This is a genomic window from Actinocorallia sp. API 0066 (assembly GCF_020991275.1).
Classification (GTDB): domain Bacteria; phylum Actinomycetota; class Actinomycetes; order Streptosporangiales; family Streptosporangiaceae; genus Actinocorallia.
In genome coordinates this window covers 127,283-146,342 of record NZ_JAJLQY010000007.1, presented here as the reverse complement: position 1 = coordinate 146,342, position 19,060 = coordinate 127,283, and the positions used below count along the sequence as shown (strand labels likewise).

General features: G+C 70.9%; 18 protein-coding genes. 8 read left to right on the top strand and 10 right to left on the bottom strand.

Features of this window, described 5'->3' with window-relative positions; all coding sequences use genetic code 11:
• The first annotated feature begins 126 nt into the window (after positions 1 to 126).
• From LO762_RS19005 to LO762_RS18995, 3 genes are read left to right on the top strand one after another with little or no spacing between them, the layout of a single operon-like run.
• Positions 127 to 663 (top strand): RNA polymerase sigma factor, encoded by a 537-nt coding sequence (locus tag LO762_RS19005; protein WP_230616896.1) that lies wholly within the window; start codon positions 127 to 129, stop codon positions 661 to 663.
• Entirely contained in the window at positions 549 to 1,205 is a 657-nt protein-coding gene (locus tag LO762_RS19000) for a cyclic nucleotide-binding domain-containing protein (RefSeq protein WP_308104243.1), read from the top strand. The genes LO762_RS19005 and LO762_RS19000 overlap by 115 nt, the downstream gene beginning before the upstream one ends.
• Entirely contained in the window at positions 1,202 to 2,449 is a 1,248-nt protein-coding gene (locus tag LO762_RS18995) for a hypothetical protein (RefSeq protein WP_230616892.1), read from the top strand. Before LO762_RS19000 ends, LO762_RS18995 begins: the two co-directional genes overlap by 4 nt.
• Here LO762_RS18995 and LO762_RS18990 read toward each other — a convergent pair.
• Together LO762_RS18990 and LO762_RS18985 are read right to left on the bottom strand one after the other, a co-directional pair.
• Positions 2,446 to 3,636: a lipid-transfer protein gene (locus LO762_RS18990; protein WP_230616890.1), complete on the bottom strand. Its 1,191-nt coding sequence runs from the start codon at positions 3,634 to 3,636 to the stop codon at positions 2,446 to 2,448. The genes LO762_RS18995 and LO762_RS18990 overlap by 4 nt on opposite strands.
• Positions 3,633 to 4,064: a Zn-ribbon domain-containing OB-fold protein gene (locus tag LO762_RS18985; RefSeq protein ID WP_230616888.1), complete on the bottom strand. Its 432-nt coding sequence runs from the start codon at positions 4,062 to 4,064 to the stop codon at positions 3,633 to 3,635. Before LO762_RS18985 ends, LO762_RS18990 begins: the two co-directional genes overlap by 4 nt.
• Before the next feature lie 165 nt (positions 4,065 to 4,229).
• Here LO762_RS18985 and LO762_RS18980 point away from each other — a divergent pair, with 165 nt between their 5' ends.
• Positions 4,230 to 5,582 carry a glutamate-cysteine ligase family protein gene (locus LO762_RS18980; protein WP_230616886.1) on the top strand — a complete coding sequence of 451 codons (1,353 nt, stop codon included), beginning with the start codon at positions 4,230 to 4,232 and terminating at the stop codon, positions 5,580 to 5,582.
• A 104-nt stretch (positions 5,583 to 5,686) separates the two neighbouring features.
• Here the strand turns inward: LO762_RS18980 and LO762_RS18975 are convergent, their stop codons facing one another.
• Genes LO762_RS18975 through LO762_RS18955 form a run of 5 tightly spaced genes read right to left on the bottom strand, consistent with a single transcriptional unit; the run spans position 5,687 to position 11,968 of the window.
• Positions 5,687 to 7,261: an acyl-CoA synthetase gene (locus tag LO762_RS18975; RefSeq protein WP_230616885.1), complete on the bottom strand. Its 1,575-nt coding sequence runs from the start codon at positions 7,259 to 7,261 to the stop codon at positions 5,687 to 5,689.
• Positions 7,258 to 8,415: a thiolase domain-containing protein gene (locus LO762_RS18970; protein ID WP_230616883.1), complete on the bottom strand. Its 1,158-nt coding sequence runs from the start codon at positions 8,413 to 8,415 to the stop codon at positions 7,258 to 7,260. The genes LO762_RS18975 and LO762_RS18970 overlap by 4 nt, the downstream gene beginning before the upstream one ends.
• Positions 8,416 to 8,418: 3 nt before the next feature.
• Positions 8,419 to 9,462 (bottom strand): thiolase domain-containing protein, encoded by a 1,044-nt coding sequence (locus LO762_RS18965; protein ID WP_230616881.1) that lies wholly within the window; start codon positions 9,460 to 9,462, stop codon positions 8,419 to 8,421.
• Entirely contained in the window at positions 9,459 to 10,388 is a 930-nt protein-coding gene (locus tag LO762_RS18960) for a Zn-ribbon domain-containing OB-fold protein (RefSeq protein WP_230616879.1), read from the bottom strand. Before LO762_RS18960 ends, LO762_RS18965 begins: the two co-directional genes overlap by 4 nt.
• A gap of 14 nt (positions 10,389 to 10,402) precedes the next feature.
• Positions 10,403 to 11,968: an acyl-CoA synthetase gene (locus LO762_RS18955; RefSeq protein WP_230616877.1), complete on the bottom strand. Its 1,566-nt coding sequence runs from the start codon at positions 11,966 to 11,968 to the stop codon at positions 10,403 to 10,405.
• A gap of 201 nt (positions 11,969 to 12,169) precedes the next feature.
• On the opposite strand from LO762_RS18955, the gene LO762_RS18950 reads away from it, so the two are divergent.
• Positions 12,170 to 12,982, top strand: coding sequence for a crotonase/enoyl-CoA hydratase family protein (locus LO762_RS18950; RefSeq protein ID WP_230616875.1), 813 nt, complete (start codon positions 12,170 to 12,172; stop codon positions 12,980 to 12,982).
• Positions 12,983 to 12,995: 13 nt separating this feature from the next.
• Here LO762_RS18950 and LO762_RS18945 read toward each other — a convergent pair whose 3' ends face one another.
• From LO762_RS18945 to LO762_RS18935, 3 genes are all read right to left on the bottom strand, one after another.
• Positions 12,996 to 13,538, bottom strand: coding sequence for a Uma2 family endonuclease (locus LO762_RS18945; RefSeq protein WP_230616873.1), 543 nt, complete (start codon positions 13,536 to 13,538; stop codon positions 12,996 to 12,998).
• 389 nt (positions 13,539 to 13,927) lie between these two features.
• Complete coding sequence (locus LO762_RS18940; RefSeq protein WP_230616871.1) at positions 13,928 to 15,040, bottom strand: nitronate monooxygenase family protein; 1,113 nt, start codon at positions 15,038 to 15,040, stop codon at positions 13,928 to 13,930.
• 84 nt (positions 15,041 to 15,124) lie between these two features.
• Positions 15,125 to 16,096, bottom strand: coding sequence for a DUF3068 domain-containing protein (locus tag LO762_RS18935; RefSeq protein ID WP_230616869.1), 972 nt, complete (start codon positions 16,094 to 16,096; stop codon positions 15,125 to 15,127).
• Between the two features lie 79 nt (positions 16,097 to 16,175).
• Here LO762_RS18935 and LO762_RS18930 point away from each other — a divergent pair, with 79 nt between their 5' ends.
• From LO762_RS18930 to LO762_RS18925, 3 genes are read left to right on the top strand one after another with little or no spacing between them, the layout of a single operon-like run.
• Entirely contained in the window at positions 16,176 to 17,663 is a 1,488-nt protein-coding gene (locus tag LO762_RS18930; RefSeq protein WP_230616867.1) for a hypothetical protein, read from the top strand.
• 50 nt (positions 17,664 to 17,713) lie between these two features.
• Positions 17,714 to 17,842 (top strand): hypothetical protein, encoded by a 129-nt coding sequence (locus tag LO762_RS32635; RefSeq protein ID WP_255686732.1) that lies wholly within the window; start codon positions 17,714 to 17,716, stop codon positions 17,840 to 17,842.
• Between the two features lie 3 nt (positions 17,843 to 17,845).
• Complete coding sequence (locus LO762_RS18925; RefSeq protein ID WP_230616865.1) at positions 17,846 to 19,015, top strand: glycosyltransferase family 4 protein; 1,170 nt, start codon at positions 17,846 to 17,848, stop codon at positions 19,013 to 19,015.
• The last annotated feature ends 45 nt before the right edge of the window (positions 19,016 to 19,060 follow it).

The following is a 19,060-nucleotide window of genomic DNA, read 5'->3' as shown; positions in this document are numbered from 1 at the left end:
CGGGAGCGGCGAACCGTAACCGGCACGGTAACGGTCTCGACAACCCGGAGCGGATTCCCTCTTTTGATGGGATGTCCGATTCGGAACCGGCCTACCTTCCGTCCCAACGGAGGCAGAAGGACGGGCATGAAACGGGACAACGAAGCCGAACTGGCGCTGATGCGCCGCATCGCGGCGCGGGACGACACGGCGTTCGAGGAGTTCCTCGCGCAGGCGGGCACGATCCTCGACGCGTTCTGCCGGAACCAGACGCGCGACGCCGACGAGGCCGACGAGCTGCGTCAGGAGGTGATGCTGAGGGTGTGGCTGAAGGCGCGGGCGTTCGACGGGCGGTCCTCCCTGCGCACGTGGCTGTACCGGCTCGTCGCCAACCTCGCGGTGGACGAGCACCGTAGGCGGTCGCGGCTGCCTACGCCCGTCGCGCGGATGCCGGAACCGCCGCACGCGGCACCGGGACCCGAGGCGGCGACGGTGCGCGACGCCGAGTTGCGCTGGGCGCTGGCGCGGCTCGCCCCGCATTACCGGAACGTCGTGCTGTTGCGTGATTACTGCGACATGCCGGACGGCGAGGTGGCGCGCCGCTGCGGCATCGCCACCGCGACCGTGCGCAGCAGGCTGCACCGGGCCAGGCACGCGCTCAGGCTCACGCTGGCGGCGTCCTGAACGTCGGCGAACCCCAGGACCGGCCGTGGCCGCCCGACTCGTTCCTCGGCTGCCTGGGGACCGCCACGACGGCCGCGCTGCTCAGGCTCGGCACCGAGCGGGTCTACCCGGCGGGCGTCGGGCTGTTCAGCGAAGGCGACCTCAGCAGCCACGTGCTCGTGCTGACGGGCGGCTGCGTCAAGATCGTCGGGGTGACGCCGGGCGGGTCGGCGGCGCTGCTCGCGCTGCGCACCGGCGGCGACCTCGTCGGCGAACTCGCCGCGCTGGACGGCGGCCCGCGCTCGGCGTCCGCGCTCACCGCCCGCGCGACGCCCGCCCGGCTGCTCAGCGCCGAGGAGTTCACCCACTTCCTGCGCGACGACCCGGCGGCGTCGCTCGCGGTGCACAGGTCCGTCGCGGCGAAGCTGCGGGCCGCGACGGAGTACCGGGTGAGCTTCGGCGGCGTCCGCGAGATGCGCCTACTGGCCACCGGCTACCGCCGCCTCGTCCTGCTCGACCGTCCCGGCCTGGAAAACCTCGTCTTCAAGGAGGCGACCCTGTGACCGCCGCTCCCTCCCGCGTCGTCATCGCCCTCACCGCCCGCGCCCCCCTGCTCCCGGCCCACCTCGACGCCCTGGCCGACACCGCCCTGTCCGCCGCCCACCTCAACCCCGCCCACTGCCCCCGAAGACACGAGTCCACCACCCTCATCCTCCTGCTCCCCCCGGACACCCCCCTCTCCCCGACCATCCCCACCTTCCTCACCGCCCTGAGAGCCACCCCCACCCCCCTGAACGCGGCCGTCACCGAGGGCGCCACCACCCCCGACCTCACCGGCCCCGCCGTCACCACCGCCCTCCGCCTCACCGCCACCCTCGCCACCACCCCCTCCCCCACCCCCGTCCTGGCCGCCCTCCCCCCGTCCCTCCTCCCGGAAGCCGAGCACCGCACGCCCACACACCACCCAGCCGAACCAGCCGAGACCCCAAGCCACACGACAGAGCACCACACGGCCGGGACACCCGTAACCCCGGCTCGCCCACCAGGACGTAACGCGGCCGAGGCTGGCGGGGCCAGGAGCCGTACCGCAGGACACGACGCAGACGAAACGACCGGGACCAACGACCGTACGGCAGGACGCGGTAGGGGGTTCGCCGCGCGGCATCCGCTCACGGTGTCAGTGATCGTCGGTGTCGCAGCCGAGGCGATCCCCTTCCTCGTCCTCAGCCAACTCATGCTGCCGGACCTACCGGACTACGAGCCCCTCCCACCCATCGAGATGCCCGACATGTCGGAGATCCTGGCCGGAATCCCCCTCCCCCCAGATCCCACCTCCCCCCAGAACCCGACGATCCCCACCAACCCCCCATCAACGATCACCCCCGACATACCTCCCCCAAGCGGACTTCTCCCTCCCCCCGACGCGCTTCTCCCCGGCACTCCGGCGACCCCCACCGACGCGTTCCCGCCAAGCGGGCCGCTGTCGTTTGCGGACGTCCTCCTCCCAGGCGGGCCAGCGGCTCCCGGCGACGCGCTACCACCAGGCACACCGGCGGACCCCTCAGACGTGTTCCTCCTGGGCGGGCCGGTGGCTTCCGGAGACGTCCTCCTTCCGGGCGGGCCGGGTGTGCCCTCGGACGGGTTTGTCCTGGGTGGGCCGTTGACTGTCGGTGACGTGTTTCTTTCGGAGGTTTCTGGTGATGGGTTCCTGACGGAGGAGACGGGGGGAACCGTGGAGGGGTTCTGTCCTGGGTTTGGTGGCTTTGGGGTGGATCGGGGGGTTGAGGGGTGGGATGGGGCGATCTAGTGGGTGAGGAGGGTGGCGCTGCCGTGGCCGAAAAGGCCCTGGTTGACGGCGATGGCGGTGTTGGGGGACGGGACCTGGCGGGGGCCTGAGCGGTGCCGCAACTGGCGGGTGAGTTCGCAGATCTGGGCGATGGCCTGGGCGGGGACGGCCTCGCCGAAGCTGGCCAGGCCGCCGGAGGGGTTGACCGGGATACGGCCGCCGATGGTCGTCTCACCCGCGCGGAGCAGGGATTCGGCCTCTCCGGGCGCGCACAGGCCGATGTCCTCCATCCAGTCCAGTTCCAGCGCGGTGGACAGGTCGTAGACCTCCGCGACCGACACGTCGGACGGCCCTATCCCGGCCTCCTCGTACGCGGCGTAGGCGAGCGCGGCGCGGAACGGCCGGGCGGGCTCCGGCACCGTCATGGCCGCGTCCGTGGCGAAGTCCGGCAGGTCGATGACGGTCTTGGGGAATGTCGGCGTCACCGTCGAGAGCCCGGCGATCCGCACCGGCCGCGCCAGCCCCCGCGAGCGCGCGAACTCCACCGAGGTCAGGACGAGCGCCGCCCCGCCGTCACTCGTCGCGCAGATGTCCATAAGGTGCAGCGGGGACGCGACGACGGGCGATTCCAGCACCTCCGCGACCGTCGTCTCCTTGCGGTAGCGCGCGTTGGGGTTGGCCGCGCCGTGCCGCGCGTTCTTCACCTTGACGAGCGCGAAGTCCTCGGGCGTCGAGCCGTACAGCGCCATCCGGCGGCGGGCGGCGAGCGCGAAGTACAGCGGGTTGGTGGCGCCGAGGAGGCGGAAGCGCAGCCAGTCGGGGTCGTCGGGCCGGTCGCCGCCGACGGGCGCGAAGAACCCCTTGGGCGCGGCGTCGGCGCCGACGACGAGCGCGACGTCGGCGAGCCCGGCGAGGATCTGCGCCCGCGCGTTCGCGATGGCCTGGGCGCCGGAGGCGCAGGCCGCGTAGGACGACGACACGCGCGCCCCGGACCAGCCGAGCGCCTGTGCGAAGGTCGCGCCCGCGATGAACCCCGGGTACCCGTTCCTGATGGTGTCGGCTCCGGCGACGTACTGGACGTCCCGCCACGAGAGCCCTGCTTCCGCGAGCGCCTCACGCGCCGCGGTGAGCCCGTAGCCGACGAAGTTCTTCCCCCACTTGCCCCAGGGGTGCATGCCCGTCCCGACGACGGCGACGTCTCCGCTCATGCCACGGGCCTCCACATCCACACGAGGTGGTCGTCGTCGCCTTCGGTGTACAGCGTGCCGACGGTCAGTTCGACCTCCTGGCCGACCGCGAGGTCGTCGACGCCGACGCCGGGCACGACCTGCCCGAGGACGACGATCTTCTCGACGTCGAGTTCGACGGCGGCGACGACGTAGGGCCGGAACGGTTCCGGCGACACGTACGGCGGCGGCGGTTTGTACCGCGAGTCGGCGTACGACCAGATCCTCCCCCTGGTCGAGAAGGTGTAGGGCGCCAGCTCCGACCCGTCCTTGGGCCCGGCGCATCCGGGGTTGCGGCAGGCGATCTCGTTCCGGGGGAAGTAGGGCGTCCCGCAGTCGCCGCACCGTGTCCCGACCAGGGCCGCGGGATCGACCGAGAACCACCCGTCCACCGCGGGTTTCCGACCCAAGGCACACCTCCAAAACCAACCAAGCGACCGCTTGACTATAACCCGTGCCCGCCCGCCCACGACACCCCGGGGGGAGGGGGTGGTTAGGGGCAGAAGGGCCTTCCATCGACGGGCGGTTGTGGGACGCTGGAGAGGGGGTCGGTCGGGCGGGAAGAGGGGCTTGGGGTGGGTTCTGCGCGCCGGGTGGCGGGGCATCGGCTGGCTTCGACGTTCCGGGGGGTGCCGGGGCGGCCCGAGCTCGTCGGGGTGGAGATCGAGGCGGCGGTCGTCGATCCGCGCAGCGGGGTGTCGCTGCCGTACGACGGGGCACGGGGCGTGCGGTCGCTGCTCGCGCTGGTCGCGGAGCGGTGGACGGGCACGCCGCTCGTCGAGGCCGGGGAGCTGATCGGCTTCCGCAGGCCGGACGGCGCGGAGATCATGCTGGAGTCGGGGTGCGCGCTGGAGTACGGCTCGGCGCCCGCGCCCCGGCTCGGCGATCTTGTGCCGCGCGTCAGGGAGGACATGACGCGCCTCGCGCACCTGGCCGCCGAGGCGGGGGTCGCGCTGCTGTCAGGCGCGCTCATGCCGTACAACGGGCCCGGCCATCGCACCTGGGCGCCGAAGGCCCAGATTCCGCTCATGCTCGGCTATTTCGACAGGCACGTGCCGGGGTCGTCCGGCTGGGCCGCGATGTCGCGCATCCTGTCGGTCCAGACGACGCTCGACTACACCGACCCGGCCGACCGCGACGCCAAACACCGGATGGCGAACGCGGTGTCCCCGCTGGTCGCGGCGCTGTTCGTGAACTCCCCGGTCTGGGAGGGCGCGCCGACGGGCCTGCGCTCGCAGCGCCTGCGCGTCTGGCAGCGAGTGGACCGCACCCGCGCCGGGTTCCTCCCGCACTCCCTCGACTATCCGCTTGATCCCGACAAGTACCTCGACACGCTCACCGGCCTGCCGCCGATCTTCCGGCGGGTGGCCGGGATCAGCGCGCCGGCCCCGGACGGCAAGGCGTTCCGCGAACTGCTGGAGCACGGCTACGGCGACGGGACATACCCGGACGAGTCCGACTGGAAGGCGCTGCTGTCCACCCTGTGGCCGTATGTCCGGCTACGCGACACCCTCGAACTCCGCGTCGCCGACGGCCCCCACTACACCGACTGGGCCGCCGTCCCCACCCTGTGGACGGCGCTCGGCTACGACCCGACCGCCCGCGAGGAGGCCGCCGCCCTGATGCGCGGCAGATCCGTGGACGACCTGGACGCCCTCATCGACGACGTCGCGATCCACGGCCTCGAAGCCCACCTGGACGGCATCCCTATCCGCCAGAAATGCGCCGACCTCGTCACCATCGCCCACGAGGGCCTGACCCGCCTCGTCGCCTCCGGCCGCGAACCCGAAGACGTCCTGACCTACCTGGCCCCCCTGGACAAAATCGCCGCCTCCGGCCAAACCGCCGCCGACCGCCTCCTGGCCGACTGGCCCACCACATACGCCGAAAACCCCGCCGCCTACGTCACCGACCACCGCTGGCGCTGACCACACGCGGGACAGACGCTCGACAACCCGACGCCGCCGAGAGCTCCCCCAGGCCAGGGAAGGTGCGCGCGGGCCCGTCGCCCGAGGACGGGCCCGCGTGCGGTTCAGCCCGCCGCGTTGGCGGCGGTCTCCTTGGCCCAGCGGTAGTCGGCCTTCCCGGCGGGCGAACGGCGCATCTCCGGCACGAACGCGTAGGTGCGCGGCACCTTGTAGCCCGACAGGAGGGAGCGGCAGTGGGCGTCCAGGTCGGATTCGGTGGTGGCGCCCGCCCGCAACTGGACGACGGCCGCCACCCGCGAGCCGAACCGCGAGTCCGGGATCGCGGTGACGAGCGCGTCGAACACCCCCGGATGGGTCTTCAGCACGGCCTCGACCTCCTCCGGGAACACCTTCTCGCCGCCGGTGTTGATGGCCTGCGAGCCGCGCCCGTAGACGGCGATCGTTCCGTCGTCCTCGACCGTCGCGAGGTCGCCGGTGAGCAGCCAGCGCCGCCCGTCCACCACGGGGAAGGTCTTGGCGGTCTTCTCGGCGTCCTTGTAGTAGCCGGACGCGATGTACCCGCTGCGCGCGACCTGCCCGATGACGCCCGATCCGGCCTTGACGGGCTGGAGGTCGTCGTCCAGGACGGCGATGTCGGGCGCGTCCGGCGCGAACCGCAGCCCCTTCTCGGGTGACGATCCGGGTGTGGCCTGCGCGGTCGAGCCGGACTCGGTGGAGCCGAACCGGTCCATGATGATCACGTTCGGCAGGAGTGCCTGGAGCCGGGCCGCCACCGCGCCCGTCATGATCGCCCCTGTCGAGACATAGGCGAACAGGGCGGACAGGTCGTAGCTGTTCTGCTCCAGCGCGTCCGCCATCGGGATGGCCATGGCGTCGCCGGTGATCGTCAGCGAGTTGACCTTCTCCCGCTCGATGGCCCGCCACACGGTGTCGGCCTCGAACTTGCGGACGAACACCATGGTCGCGCCGATCCACCAGCCGATCCACATGCCGACCTGGGCGGCGCCGTGCATGAGCGGCGCGACGGCCATCATGATGAGCTGCCCGCTGTTCGCGGCGTGCGCGACCCAGCCTTCGGGCGTCTTGGGCGGCTCGTAGGTCGGGTTGGCGAAGCCCCACAGGATGTTCTTCGCCGTCCAGATGACGCCCTTGGGCATCCCGGTCGTGCCGCCGGTGTAGATGACGTAGTGGTCGTCCTCGCCGCGCGGCGGGAAGTCGCGCGCGTCGGACTGGTCGGCGACGAACGCGCCGTACTCGACGGCGCCCGGCACCGTCGTCGGCCCGCCGACCGCGACGAGCCGCCGCAGCTTGGCCGCCTCGGGCGCGACGGCGGCGACCCGCTCGTCGAACTCGGTGTCGAACAGCAGCGCGACGATGTCGGAGTCGTCGTAGAGGTAGCGGAGTTCGTTCTCGACGTACCGGTAGTTGACGTTCACCGGCACCGCGCGGATCTTCATCACCGCGACGAGCGCGGTCACGTACTCGATCCCGTTGTAGAGCTGCATGCCGACGTGCTGCCCCGGCCGGACGCCGTCGGCGGCCAGCGCGTGCGCGAGCCGGTTGGCGGCCCTGTCGAGTTCGGCGAAGGTCAGGCGGTCGTCGCCGCAGATGACGGCGAGCCGGTCCGGCAGGGCGTCGGCGACGCCCTCGAACAGGTCGGCGTGTTGGAAGAGGGTCATGGCTTCTCGCTTCCGACGATCCACATCGCGAAGAACTGGGCGCCTCCCCCGTAGGCGTGGCCGAGCGCGCGCCGCGCGCCCTCGACCTGGTGTTCGCCCGCCATCCCGCGCACCTGGAGCGCGGCCTCGGCGAACCGGATCATGCCCGACGCGCCGATCGGGTTGGACGACAGGACGCCGCCCGAGGCGTTCCACGGGATGTCCCCGTCGAGCGCGGTCGCGCCCGCCTCGGTGAGCTTCCAGCCCTCGCCCTCGCCGCAGAACCCGAGGTTCTCCAGCCACATCGGCTCGTACCAGGAGAACGGGACGTACACCTCGGCGACGTCGAGTTCGGACCTGGGGTCGGTGATTCCGGCCTGGCGGTACACGTCGGCGGCACAGTCCTTGCCGCCCTGCGGGTTCACGGTGTCGCGGCCCGCGAAGAAGATGGGTTCCGACCGCATCGCCGTCCCGTGCACCCAGGCGGGCTTGTTGGGGGCGCGCCGGGCGGCGTCCTCGCTGGCGAGGACCATGGCGCACGCGCCGTCGGACGACGGGCAGGTCTCCAGGTAGCGGATCGGTTCCCACAGCATCGGGGTGCTCTCGACCATCTCGCGGGAGATGCCCGGGATGCGGAGGTGCGCGTAGGGGTTGCGCAGCGCGTTCTCCCTGTCCTTCACCGCGACGAGCGTCCCGACATGGTCGGGTGCGCCCGATCTGCGGATGTAGGCACGGATGTGCGGGGCGAAGTAGCCGCCCGCGCCGACGACGAGCGACGTGCTGTGCGGGCCGCCCACGGTCAGCGCCCACGTCGCGTTCGACTCGGACTGCTTCTCCCAGGCGATGGTGAGCACCCGCTGGTGCACGCCCGACTGGATCATGCTCGCGGCGACGATCGCGGTCGAGCCGCCGACCGATCCGGCGGTGTGCACCCGCATGACGGGTTTGCCCGCGGCGCCGAGCGCGTCGGCGAGGTACGCCTCGGGCATCATGACGCCCTCGAACATGTCGGGGGCCTTGCCGATGACGACGCAGTCGATGTCGTCCCACGTAAGGTCGGCGTCCTCAAGCGCGCGCACGGCCGCCTCGCGGAGGAGGCCCGCGATGGACACGTCGAGGCGTTTGGTCTGGTAGCGGGTCTGGCCGATCCCGATGATCGCGCAGGGGTTGCCCATGGCTCAGCCCTCCAGGACGGCGACGAGGTTCTGCTGTAGGCACGGGCCGCTGGTGGCGTGGCCCAGGGTGCGGCGGTTCTCGCCGCGGTGGATGCGGGCGGCGGCCTCGCCGATCCGGACGAGCCCGGCGGCCATCACCGGGTTGGCCGACAGCGGCCCGCCCGACGGGTTCACCAGCACGTCGTCGCCGAGGTCGAGCGCCTCGCGCAGGATCAGCTCCTCGTGGCTGAACTGCACGTGCAGCTCGGCCACCTCGACGCCGGTCGCGCCCGCCTTCGCGCCCGCGAGCCGCGCGGACGGCGACACCGACAGGTCGCGGACGCCGGGCGAGTGCGGGTCGGCCCGGTGGTCGATGCCCCGGATCCACGCGGGCTTCAGACCCGTCCGGGCGGAGATCTCCGCGACCCTGTCGCCCGTAGCCAGGACGACGACAGCGGCGCCGTCGGCTTCCGGGGCGACGTCATGGGCCCGTAGAGGCGCGACGTCATAGGGCGCGTCCGGCGAAGGCTCGTCAAGGTGCAGCGCGTAGGGGTTGTTCCTTCCGGCGGCGCGGGAGCGGGCCGCGACAGCCGTCAGGTCGCCTTCCTTGGCACCCGAGCGGGTCAGATAGGCACGTGCCTGGAGCGCCGCCATGGAGACGGAGTCCACGCCGAGCGGAGCGAGATAGTAGGGGTCGTAGCCCCGTGACATGATCTCGCGCAGCGACCCCTGCGACGGCTTGCCGAACCCGTAGACGAGCGCGGTGTCCACCTCGTCGGAGTACTGCATCTTGACCCACGCCTCGTACAGCGCCCACGCGCCGTCCATCTCGACGTGGCTCTCGGAGATCGGCGGCCAGGCCCCGACGGCGTCCAGCGCGGACACGAACGAGAACGGCGCGCCCTGCAGGTAGTCGTTGGAGCCGGAGCAGGTGAAGCCGAACCGGGAGATCCCGACCTGCTCCTTGACGCCCGAGATGAGCGGGAGCAGCATCTCGGTCTCAGCGAGCCCGGTGTCCTCGGCGCTGTGCCGCGTCTGGGCGAACGCGACGATCGCGATGTCTTTCACATGTACTCCGCGATGCGGTCGAAGGGGACGTCGGGCTCGTCGATGGGCTCGAACCACCGGATGTTCGTGATGGTCCGTCCCCACTCCTCGCGGGGCTTCCACAGGGCGCGCACCCGCATGCCCATCCGGACCTGGTCGGCGGGCAGCCCCGAGACGAGCGCGACCATCGCCACGTCCGCGCCGTCCAGCAGCACGTAGGCCGAGACGAACGGCACCTGCGGGGCGCGCGGGTCGGGCAGGTTGTTGACGGCGAAGGTGGTGACGGTCCCGGTGTCGGCGACCTCGACCTCCTCGGTCGTCGGCACGCCGTCCTTCGGGCACAGGCCCTTCATCGGCACCATGACCTTCCGGCAGACCGGGCAGCGGTGCCCGAGGATCCGTCCCTCGGAGACGCCTTCGAGAAACCGGTCGAGCGCGCGGCCGGGCTTCAGGTCGTACTCCAGCCGGGACGGCGCGGTGATCATCGTGACCTCGGGCTGGAACGCCTCGATGTCGGAGATGTCGCCCCTGCGCTCGGCGGCGGCCCGGTACCTCGGCCGCACCCGCAGGCCCGGCTTCAACCGTTTCGGCGGGGCCGCGCCGCGCTCGTACTCCCCGACGTCCAGGACGTGCAGGATCGCGGTGTCCGCGCCGTCCGGGCGGACCAGCGCCCAGGCGAACGGCCGGTCCAGCGGATGCGACGGCAGCGGCTCGCCGACCCAGGCGAACGACTCGACCGTCCCGGACGGGCCGACCTCGACGTACTCGTCGGTGACCGCGTGCCCGTTGTCCGGGTCGTACTCCAGCGGCGGGAAGATCACCCGGCCGGATCCGGCCCGGACGCCGACGAGCCGCCCGTCCCGCAGCTCCGACAGGAACCGCCCGATGACCGGCCCGACCGAGCGGGTGTAGCCGCCCGGGAACTCCAGTGCGTGGTTGGTGGGCAAAGAGGACTCCAGGCTCAGATCGAGGTCGCGCGGTCGGCCCAGTACGGGTCCCGCAGCTTGCGCTTGAGCAGCTTGCCGTTGGGTTCGCGGGGCAGCGCGTCGGTGTAGTCGATGGTCCGAGGCCACTTCATCCGGGACAGGCGCGGCCTGAGGAACGCGAAGATCTCCTCCGTCAGCGCCTCGTCCGGCGCGACGCCGACGGCCGGTTCCACGACCGCCTTGATCTCCTCGCCCCACTCCTCGTTCGGGATGCCGAAGACCGCGACGTCGGCGACCTTCGGGTGGAGGATGATCTCGTTCTCGATCTCGGCCGGGTAGATGTTCGCCCCGCCCGAGATGATCATGTCGGACTTGCGGTCGGACAGGAAAAGGTGGCCGTCCTCGGTGAGGTAGCCGATGTCACCGACCGTGAAGTAGTCCCGCAGCCGCTCCTTGGCGGTCTTCTCCGGGTCGCCCTTGTACTCGAACTGGACGCCCGCCATCTTCATGTAGATCGTGCCGGGGGTGCGCGGCGGCACCTCCTCGCCGTTCTCGTCGACGACGAGCAGCTCGGAGATCGGCCACGCGGTGCCGACCGTGCCGGGGTTCTTCAGCCAGTCCTCGGGCGAGGCGACCGTGCCGCCGCCCTCGGTTGCCGCGTAGTACTCCCAGATACACAGGCCCCACCAGTCGATCATCTGCCTCTTGATCGGCACCGGGCAGGGCGCGGCCGCGTGGATCGCCCACTTCATGGACGAGACGTCGTAGCGCGTCCGGACGTCCTCGGGCAGCGTGAGCAGCCGCTTGAAGTGCGTCGGCACCATGTGGGTGTTGCTGATCCGGTACTTCTCGATGGTCCGCAGCGTGTCCTCGGCGTCCCACCTGTCCGTATAGACGAGGGTGTGGCCCATGTGCAGCGCGGAGCCGCCGAACTGGGTGACGGCCGTGTGGTAGTTCGGCGACGTCACCAGATGGGCCTCGTGGGCGCCGCCCGCCGCGATCCCCGGGGTGAAGCCGAAGAACGTCAGCAGGAACGTCATCAGCTCGGCGCTGTCGTCCGGGTCGATGCCCATGAGGGTGCGGCGCACGCCCTTCGGCCTGCCCGTCGTGCCGGACGTGTAGTGCATCGTCGCGCCGTTGCTGCGGTCGTCCGGTTTGGTGTCCGGATGGCCCTCGGTGAGGCGTTCGACCGGGACGAACCCGGGCACGTCGCCGAACGCGAACCTGCGCTCGGGCGCCAGGCCCGCCTCGTCCGCGCCGCGCACACCCTCGGCCGCGTGCCGCTCGTGCACAAAGAACGCCTTGGCCTCGCTGTCGGCGACGATGTAGCCGATCTCCGGGCCGGTCAGATGCCAGTTGATCGGTGTGTAGTACCAACCCGCCTGGAGCGCGGCCAGGTACAGCACAAGGCCGTCCACGCCGTTCGGGACGAGGCCGCAGACGCCGTCGTTCTTCGCCAGGCCGAGCCCGCGCAGCGCGTGCACGAGGCGGTTCGCGCGGGCGAGCAGGTCCCCCGCGGTGTACTCGGTGCCGTCGGGGTCGACGGCGGCGATCCACGCGGGATCCTTCTCCGCGAGCCGCCAGAAGCCCAGCGTGCCCATGACCATCTCCCTTGCACTCGGGGGTGGGGTGCCGTGAGACTCAAGTCCAGAACCTGAGTAGATCACGTTCTAGTTTGAGTCGGCAAGGGGATGTTTTCTCTTGTTGTACTGGTGAAGGGGAACCTAGAATCTGTTCTTGTTATTGCCGCCGGGCAGGGGCCATCGCCGCGCCGCCCCCGCGTTCCCCGAGGAGCCCTGACGATGCCGGAGAAGCTGCCGATCAGCACCGCACACTGCACCGTGGAGCAGGACGGTCCCACAGTCATCGTGACGATGAACAGACCCGAAGCCAAGAACGCGTTGAGCAGCGACATGCTCATCGGGATGGCCGACGCCTTCGCTTACATCTCGGAGGAGCCGTCGGTACGGGTCGGGGTGCTCACCGGCGCGGGCGGCGACTTCTGCGCGGGCGCCGACCTCAAGGCCATGGGCACGCCCTCCCCCGACGAGCGGGTCCGGCAGCGTGCCGCCGAGATCGAGAACTACCACTGGAAGGGCCTGCTGCGGGAGGCCGTCCCGACCAAGCCGATCATCGCCGCGATCGAGGGCTACGCCGTCGCGGGCGGCACCGAACTCCTGCTCGGCACGGACCTGCGGGTCGTCGCCGAGAACGCCACCCTCGGCCTGTTCGAGGCCCGCCGCGGCCTGTTCCCGATGGGCGGCAGCGCCATCCGCCTGCCCCGCCAGATCGGCTACGCCGCCGCGATGGACATCCTCATCACCGCCCGCGAGGTCTCCCCCGCCGAAGCCCTCTCCCTGGGCCTCATCAACAAGGTCGTCCCACCCGGCACCGCCCTCAAGACCGCCCTCGAACTCGCCGAGGCCGTCGCCGCCTCAGCCCCCCTGTCCGTCCAGGCCATCCTCCGCGTCCACCGCGAAACCTCCCACCTCCCCGAAGCCGAAGCCCTCAAGCTCCAGGACGAGATCGGCTGGGCGGTCATGGCCTCCGAAGACGCCAAGGAAGGCACCCGAGCCTTCCGCGAAAAACGCCCCCCCAACTTCAAGGGCGCCTGACCCCCGCCCGGGGTTAGTCGAATCGGGAGGTGTCGAGGGTGAAGGAGAAGGGGGCGGGGAACGGCAGGGGGGAGCCGAAAGGCGCGGACGCTGTCTGCGTGTAGGTCTCGGTGTTCGGGTTTGGCTCGCTGTACAGGTGTGCCGTCTCGGTGTCGCGATCCACCAGGAGGTAGAGCGGCACCTCGGCCCGGGCGTAGGCGCGGTGTTTGAGGAGTCGGTCGTCTCTGGGCCGCTGCGAGGTGACCTCGACGACGAGGGCTACCCCGTCCGGCTCCATCCAGGAGCTGTCCGTGTTGAACACGTCGAGTTCCTCGGGGGCGAACACCGCGTCCGGGATGACGTGCCTGACGTCCGTCCCCTGCTCCCCGGGCAGCAGCAGGCCGCGGTTGCCCGAAACGCTCATGTCGACCGCAGACCGCCGGATCACCTGCGTGATGATCGCGGAAATCGCGCGCTCGTGCCTACCCGACGGGGGTGGCGACACGATGATCTCCTTGTCCAGGAGCTCCGCGCGGAACCCTTCCGGGATCTCCAGGCGCAGAAACTCGTCCAACAACCACTGACCGTCGTTGGACAAGCTTCCGATGGGCGACACAACGATCTCCCCTTCGATGAGTTCCGCACGCAGCCCCGGGGGGGTCTCCATACGAAGAAACGCGTCCAACAACCACTGACCTGCGTCAGGCGGGTTCGCGCCGGGCTGTGACGTCATGTCGCTCCCTCTCACGATGGGTTGCGCTGTCATGCCACTCCTCCCCGTCACCGCCAGCATAGGACGCAAGCCCCCTCCTGGCACCCGACAGCCGCCGAAAGTCACCGCGAAACTACCGTAAGCATTCACCCCCTGTCCGAGATTTCCACGATCTCGGTCACCAAGGCGAAGACACACCAAAAGAAGGCGCCCCCGGAGGGGGGCGGGGGCGCCTTTGGGTGGGGGGTTTGGGGTTAGTCGTCGGAGACGAGGGAGTTGAGGCGGTCGGTGGCTTCGATGAATTCGGACATGAGGTCGTAGACGACTTGGGCGGTGGGTTTGACTTGGTTCATGGAGCCGACGATCTGGCCGACGGGGAAGGTGACGAGTTCGCCGTCGCCGGAGCGGGAGATGCGGCGGAGGGCGTCGGAGACCAGCATGAACTGCATCGGCATGGGGAGGTAGCCGGGGGACTTGTCGGACTCCCAGGCTTCGGTCCAGGCGGTCTTGAGGAAGCGGGCGGGCTTGCCCGTCCAGGCGCGGGAGCGGACGGTGTCACGGCTCGACGCGGCCAGGAGCTTCGGCACGGCCTGCTCGGGGGTGTCCGCCTCGTCCACGGTCAGCCAGATCGAGCCCGTCCAGACGCCCTCGGCGCCGAGCGCGAGACCCGCCGCGATCTGACGGCCCCGTCCGATGCCGCCGGCGGCCAACACGATCGCCTCGCCGCCCACCGCGTCCACGACGTCCGGAATGAGGACCATGGTGGAGATCTCGCCGGTGTGTCCGCCCGCCTCGGTGCCCTGCGCGACGATGATGTCCACGCCTACGTCCACCTGCTTACGCGCGTGGTGGGCGCTGGACGCGAGGCCCGCGACCTTGACGCCGTGCTGGTGGGCCAGCTCGACGACGTCGGCGGGCGGCGGGCCGAGCGCGTTGGCGAGCAGCGCGATCGGGTGCTTGAGCGCCACCTCGACCTGGGGACGGGCGGTCTGGTCGGTCCAGCCGAGCAGGGCCCGGCCCGCGGTCTCGGCGGACGGTTCGACGCCGTGCTCGGTGAGCAGGTCCTCCAGGAAGTCCCGGTGCTGCTGCGGGATCATGGTCTGGAGCTTGCCCAGCAGTTCCTCGGCGTCGCCCAGGTCCGCGCCCTCGTACTTGGCCGGCATGACGACGTCCACCCCGTACGGCTTGCCGCCGACGTGTTCGTCGATCCACTTGAGCTCGAGTTCGAGCTCCTCCGGCGTGAAGTAGAGCGCACCCAGCACGCCCATGCCGCCCGCGCGGCTCACCGCGGCGACGACGTCGCGGCAGTGACTGAAAGCGAAGATCGGGTACTCGATACCGAAGAGTTCGGTTACACGTGTCCGCACCCCCGCACGGTAACCCGCCCGGGGGAGAAACTGCAACATGTTCTATTTTGTTCCGCAGTGCCAGCGGCGCCGCCGGAACGGGTTCTACTTCTTGCGCGATCCGCCGACGAGGCTGAGCACGCCGCCCGCCAGGAGCAGCACCAGCCCGGCGCCGAACGCGACGGTCGGCAGCGTCACCCGGACAAGCGTGATGTTCGCGGCGTAGTCCTCCGAACGCCGCGCGAGCGCCCGCACGTCCCTGTCCCGGGTGACGAGGTCGGCCCTGATGAACACGCCCTCGTGGCCGTCCTCGGTGCGCAGCGTGGAGTCGACGTCCTGGCGCAGCTTGATCGGCATGCCGGTGCGCGGGTCGATCCAGAAGGTGTTCGTCGACGCGTAGTAGCGGTCGATCTTGACCGCCTTCGCCTTCTTCGGCAGGCCGACGACGGTCGGGTCCACCTTCTTCTTGGACTTCGCGACGAGCGTCGGCTCGACCTTCTGCTCGAACCGGAACGCGGTGACGCCCGCGACCGTCTCGACCCCGGCGAAGACGGCGGGCCACGTCCGGCCGGTCGGCAGGTCGAACACCTGGTAGGTGCGCCGCTCGACCTCGCCGATCGGGAGCATGAGGCCATATCCGGTCTGCCGGACCGACGGGTCCCGGTCGAGGTTGGCGCCCGCCGCGTTGGTGAGCAGGCCGGTGCGGCGGTCGGGCGAAAGCTGGAACTCGATCAGCGCGAGCTGGCCGTCCTTCTGGCCCAGGTAGTAGGTGCCCGCGAGGGCGAGCACCTCGTCGGTGCCGTTGCGGACGTCGCCGGAGAGGCTGAGCTCGCCGGTGATCTCCGCGCCCTTCTTGACCTTGTTCGTCACCAGGTCGTAGTAGGACGCGTCCGCGGCCACCAGGGTGACCTTCTGCTGGAAGTCCAGCGGCGCCGCGACGACCTTGTCGGCCACGTAGAACCGGGTCAGCGGGGCGAGCGTCAGAAAAAAAGCTCCCAGCATGACCAGCAAGAAGCCGCCCCGCCGCATCGCCCGCACCTCCGCGCGTTTGGTGGGGCCCCCGTGCAGCCCCCTCATTACTGGGCCGTAACCATACCGGAGCGGACATTCGGGGCTCAGGCGTCAGACAACTTGTTATGCGACCTAGTATCTGGCCGTGACACTGCGTCCGGGGTACTTTCTCCCGCTTCTCGGGTTGGCGGCCGGGCTCCTCGTGCTCGGGCCCGCGCTCGCCCCCGGCTTTGTGCTGTCCTACGACATGGTGTTCGTGCCGGATCCGGCGCGGACGGGGGCGATGTTCGGGACGACGGGCGGGTTCCCCCGGCAGGTTCCGAGCGACGCCGTGGCGGCCGCCCTTTCCTTCGTTCCTTACAGCCAACAATTCATCCTCCTGACCATCTTCGTTCTCGCCGCCTGGGGGATGTCCCGGCTGGTTCCGGGGCCGTGGCCGGGAAAGGCCGCGGCCGCCGTCTTCTACGTCTGGAATCCCTACGTCGCCGAAAGGCTGCTGCTGGGGCACTGGGCTCTGCTGCTCGGCTACGCGGGCCTGCCCTGGGTGCTGGACGCGGTGCTGCGGAGGCGACGGCTCTGGGCGGCTCTCCTTCCGGCCGCGATAGGCGGGTTCGCCGCCATGAACCTCACCCTTCTCGTCGTCGTGGCGGGCCTCGTCGTCATGCGCGGTAGGGGCGCGGTGAAGGCAGGCGTGACGTTCGTGGTGCTCGCCCTGCCCTGGCTCGTCCCGGCCCTGCTGCAAGCCTCCGGTACCCGGACCGACCCCTTGGGCGTCGACCTCTTCGCGGCGCGGGCGGACACGCCCTTCGGCACGTTCGGGAGCCTGCTCTCCCTGGGCGGCATCTGGAACGCCGAGACGGTGCCGCCCGGCTACGCGAGCTTCTTCACCGCCCTGCTACGGCTGCTCCTGGTGTGCGCGTGCCTTGCCGCGCTCGTCCGGGCCCCCCGGACGGATCTGGAGCGGGCCGCCCTACTGGCCGGCTCGGTGGGCCTGGCTCTGGCGTCGATCGGGATCACCGGGCCTGGACGGGCCGCCTTGCGCGGGCTCGTGGAGTGGACCCCTGCGTTCGGTGTCCTGCGTGACGGCCAGCTCTACGTGGGCGTCCTCGCCCTGGCCGCCGCCGTGGGCCTCGGACGGCTCGCCGCCTCCGCGCCCTGGGCCGTCATCGTCCCGGTGGCGCTCCTTCCGGGCCTCGCCTGGGGCGCCTTCGGCACACTCCGCTCGGTGGACTTCCCCGACGACTGGCTCCGCGCCCAGAAGGCGATCAACGCCGATCCGGTGGAAGGCAAGGTCCTCTCCCTGCCGTGGGGCGCCTATCGGAGGTTCGAGTGGAACCATGGCAGGGCCGTCATGGATCCGCTCCCCCGGATGGTGTCCAGGCACGTCGTCTGGGATGACGGCTTCACCGTCGGGGACAGGACTCTGGCCAACGAGGACCCCCTGGCCGTCGAGGCGGCCCGCCTCCTCGACGGCCCAGGCGGCCTGACCCGGCCACTGGCCGAGGCGGGTTACCGGTACGTCGTGATCAGCAAGGACGCCTCCACCGCCGCGCTGCGCGCGCGCTTCACGGGAGCGGAACCGCTGCTCGACGGCCCCGCACTCCTCGTCCTCCGCCTCGACCACACTGGCTGATTTGGTAGAAATGGCTCTACTCTTGGCCCCCCTGGACTGAAAGGCCGACCATGCGCATCCTCGTCGCGATCCTCGCCGGTGTGCTGCTGGCGACCGGTTCGTCCGTGGCCATCGTGAACGCCGCGACCGCCAAGCCGGACCCCAAGCCGCTCAACATCTTCGGCTACGGCCAGCGGTAGACCTTGGCGCTGTCATCGGGGACGGTCGACGACGCGGAACGCTCCCTCGGCGGACGGCCCGTGCCGCTGCGCGTGGCGATCGTCAACTGGCGCGACCCGTGGCAGCGCGCGGCGGGCGGCGCCGAGCTGTACGCGTGGCGGATGGGCGAGCAGCTGCGCGACCGGGGCGCGGCCGTCACGTTCGTGACGAGCCGGGAGCCGGGCCAGGCCCGCCACGAGGTCAGGGACGGCATCCGGATCGTCAGGATGGGCGGCGTCTACTCCCGGTACCCGCTGGTGCTGGCCTGGCTGCTGCGGCACCGGTCGGCGTTCGACGTGGCGATCGACTGCATGAACGGCATCCCGTTCCTCTCGCCGCTCGCCCTCGCCGCCCGCACCAAGATCATCCTGCTGGTCCACCACGTGCACGACGCGCAGTTCTCGGTGTACTTCGGACGGTTCCTCGCGGCCGTAGGGCGGACGATCGAGGGGCCCGTCGCCAAGGTCGTCTATCGGGGGCGGCCCACGGTGGCCGTCTCCGCGTCCACCGCCCGTGAGCTGCGCGGACGGCTGGGCTGGCGCGGGCCTATCTACATCGTCCCGAACGGCGCGCCTACGCCCGTGCCCAGGCCGCGCGGTTACGCCGCCGGGAGCCCGGCGATCGTGTGCGTGGGCCGCCTTGTCGCGCACAAGCGGGTGCACGAGGTCGTCGCGGCGGTCGGACGGCTGCGCGCCGACCATCCCGGCGTCCACCTGCACGTCGTCGGGCGGGGCGAGGAGCACGAGCGGCTCGCCGCGCGGGTGCGCGCGCTCGGCCTTGACGAGCACGTGACGCTGCACGGCTACCTTTCCGAACGGGCCAAGGACGACCTGCTCACCGGCGCCGACCTCCACATCTCCGCGTCCCGCCACGAGGGCTGGGGCCTGTCGGTGATCGAGGCCGCCGCGCACGGGCTGCCGACCGTCGCCTACGACGTGAACGGCCTGCGCGACGCCGTACGGGACGGAGAGACCGGCTGGCTCGCCGCCCCCGACGAGGACCTCGCCGACACCGTCCGACGGGCCCTGAAGGAGCTTGAGGCGCGCGGACCGGGCATCAGGGCCGCGTGCCGGGCCTGGGCGTCCGGGTTCACCTGGGAGGCGAGCGGCGAACGGCTGCACCGGCTGATCAGGGACGACCTCGATGCGTTCTGACGGGCCCTCCCCGGGCCCGGGGGCGGGCGCTCCCGACGAAGTCGG

Coding starts and splice junctions, on each gene's coding strand:
- LO762_RS19005 (WP_230616896.1), top strand. CDS start 127: ATGAAACGGGACAACGAAGCCGAACTGGCGCTGATGCGCCGCATCGCG.
- LO762_RS18990 (WP_230616890.1), bottom strand. CDS start 3,636: ATGAGCGGAGACGTCGCCGTCGTCGGGACGGGCATGCACCCCTGGGGC.
- LO762_RS18975 (WP_230616885.1), bottom strand. CDS start 7,261: ATGACCCTCTTCCAACACGCCGACCTGTTCGAGGGCGTCGCCGACGCC.
- LO762_RS18970 (WP_230616883.1), bottom strand. CDS start 8,415: ATGGGCAACCCCTGCGCGATCATCGGGATCGGCCAGACCCGCTACCAG.
- LO762_RS18955 (WP_230616877.1), bottom strand. CDS start 11,968: ATGGGCACGCTGGGCTTCTGGCGGCTCGCGGAGAAGGATCCCGCGTGG.
- LO762_RS18950 (WP_230616875.1), top strand. CDS start 12,170: ATGCCGGAGAAGCTGCCGATCAGCACCGCACACTGCACCGTGGAGCAG.
- LO762_RS18935 (WP_230616869.1), bottom strand. CDS start 16,096: ATGAGGGGGCTGCACGGGGGCCCCACCAAACGCGCGGAGGTGCGGGCG.
- LO762_RS32635 (WP_255686732.1), top strand. CDS start 17,714: ATGCGCATCCTCGTCGCGATCCTCGCCGGTGTGCTGCTGGCGACCGGT.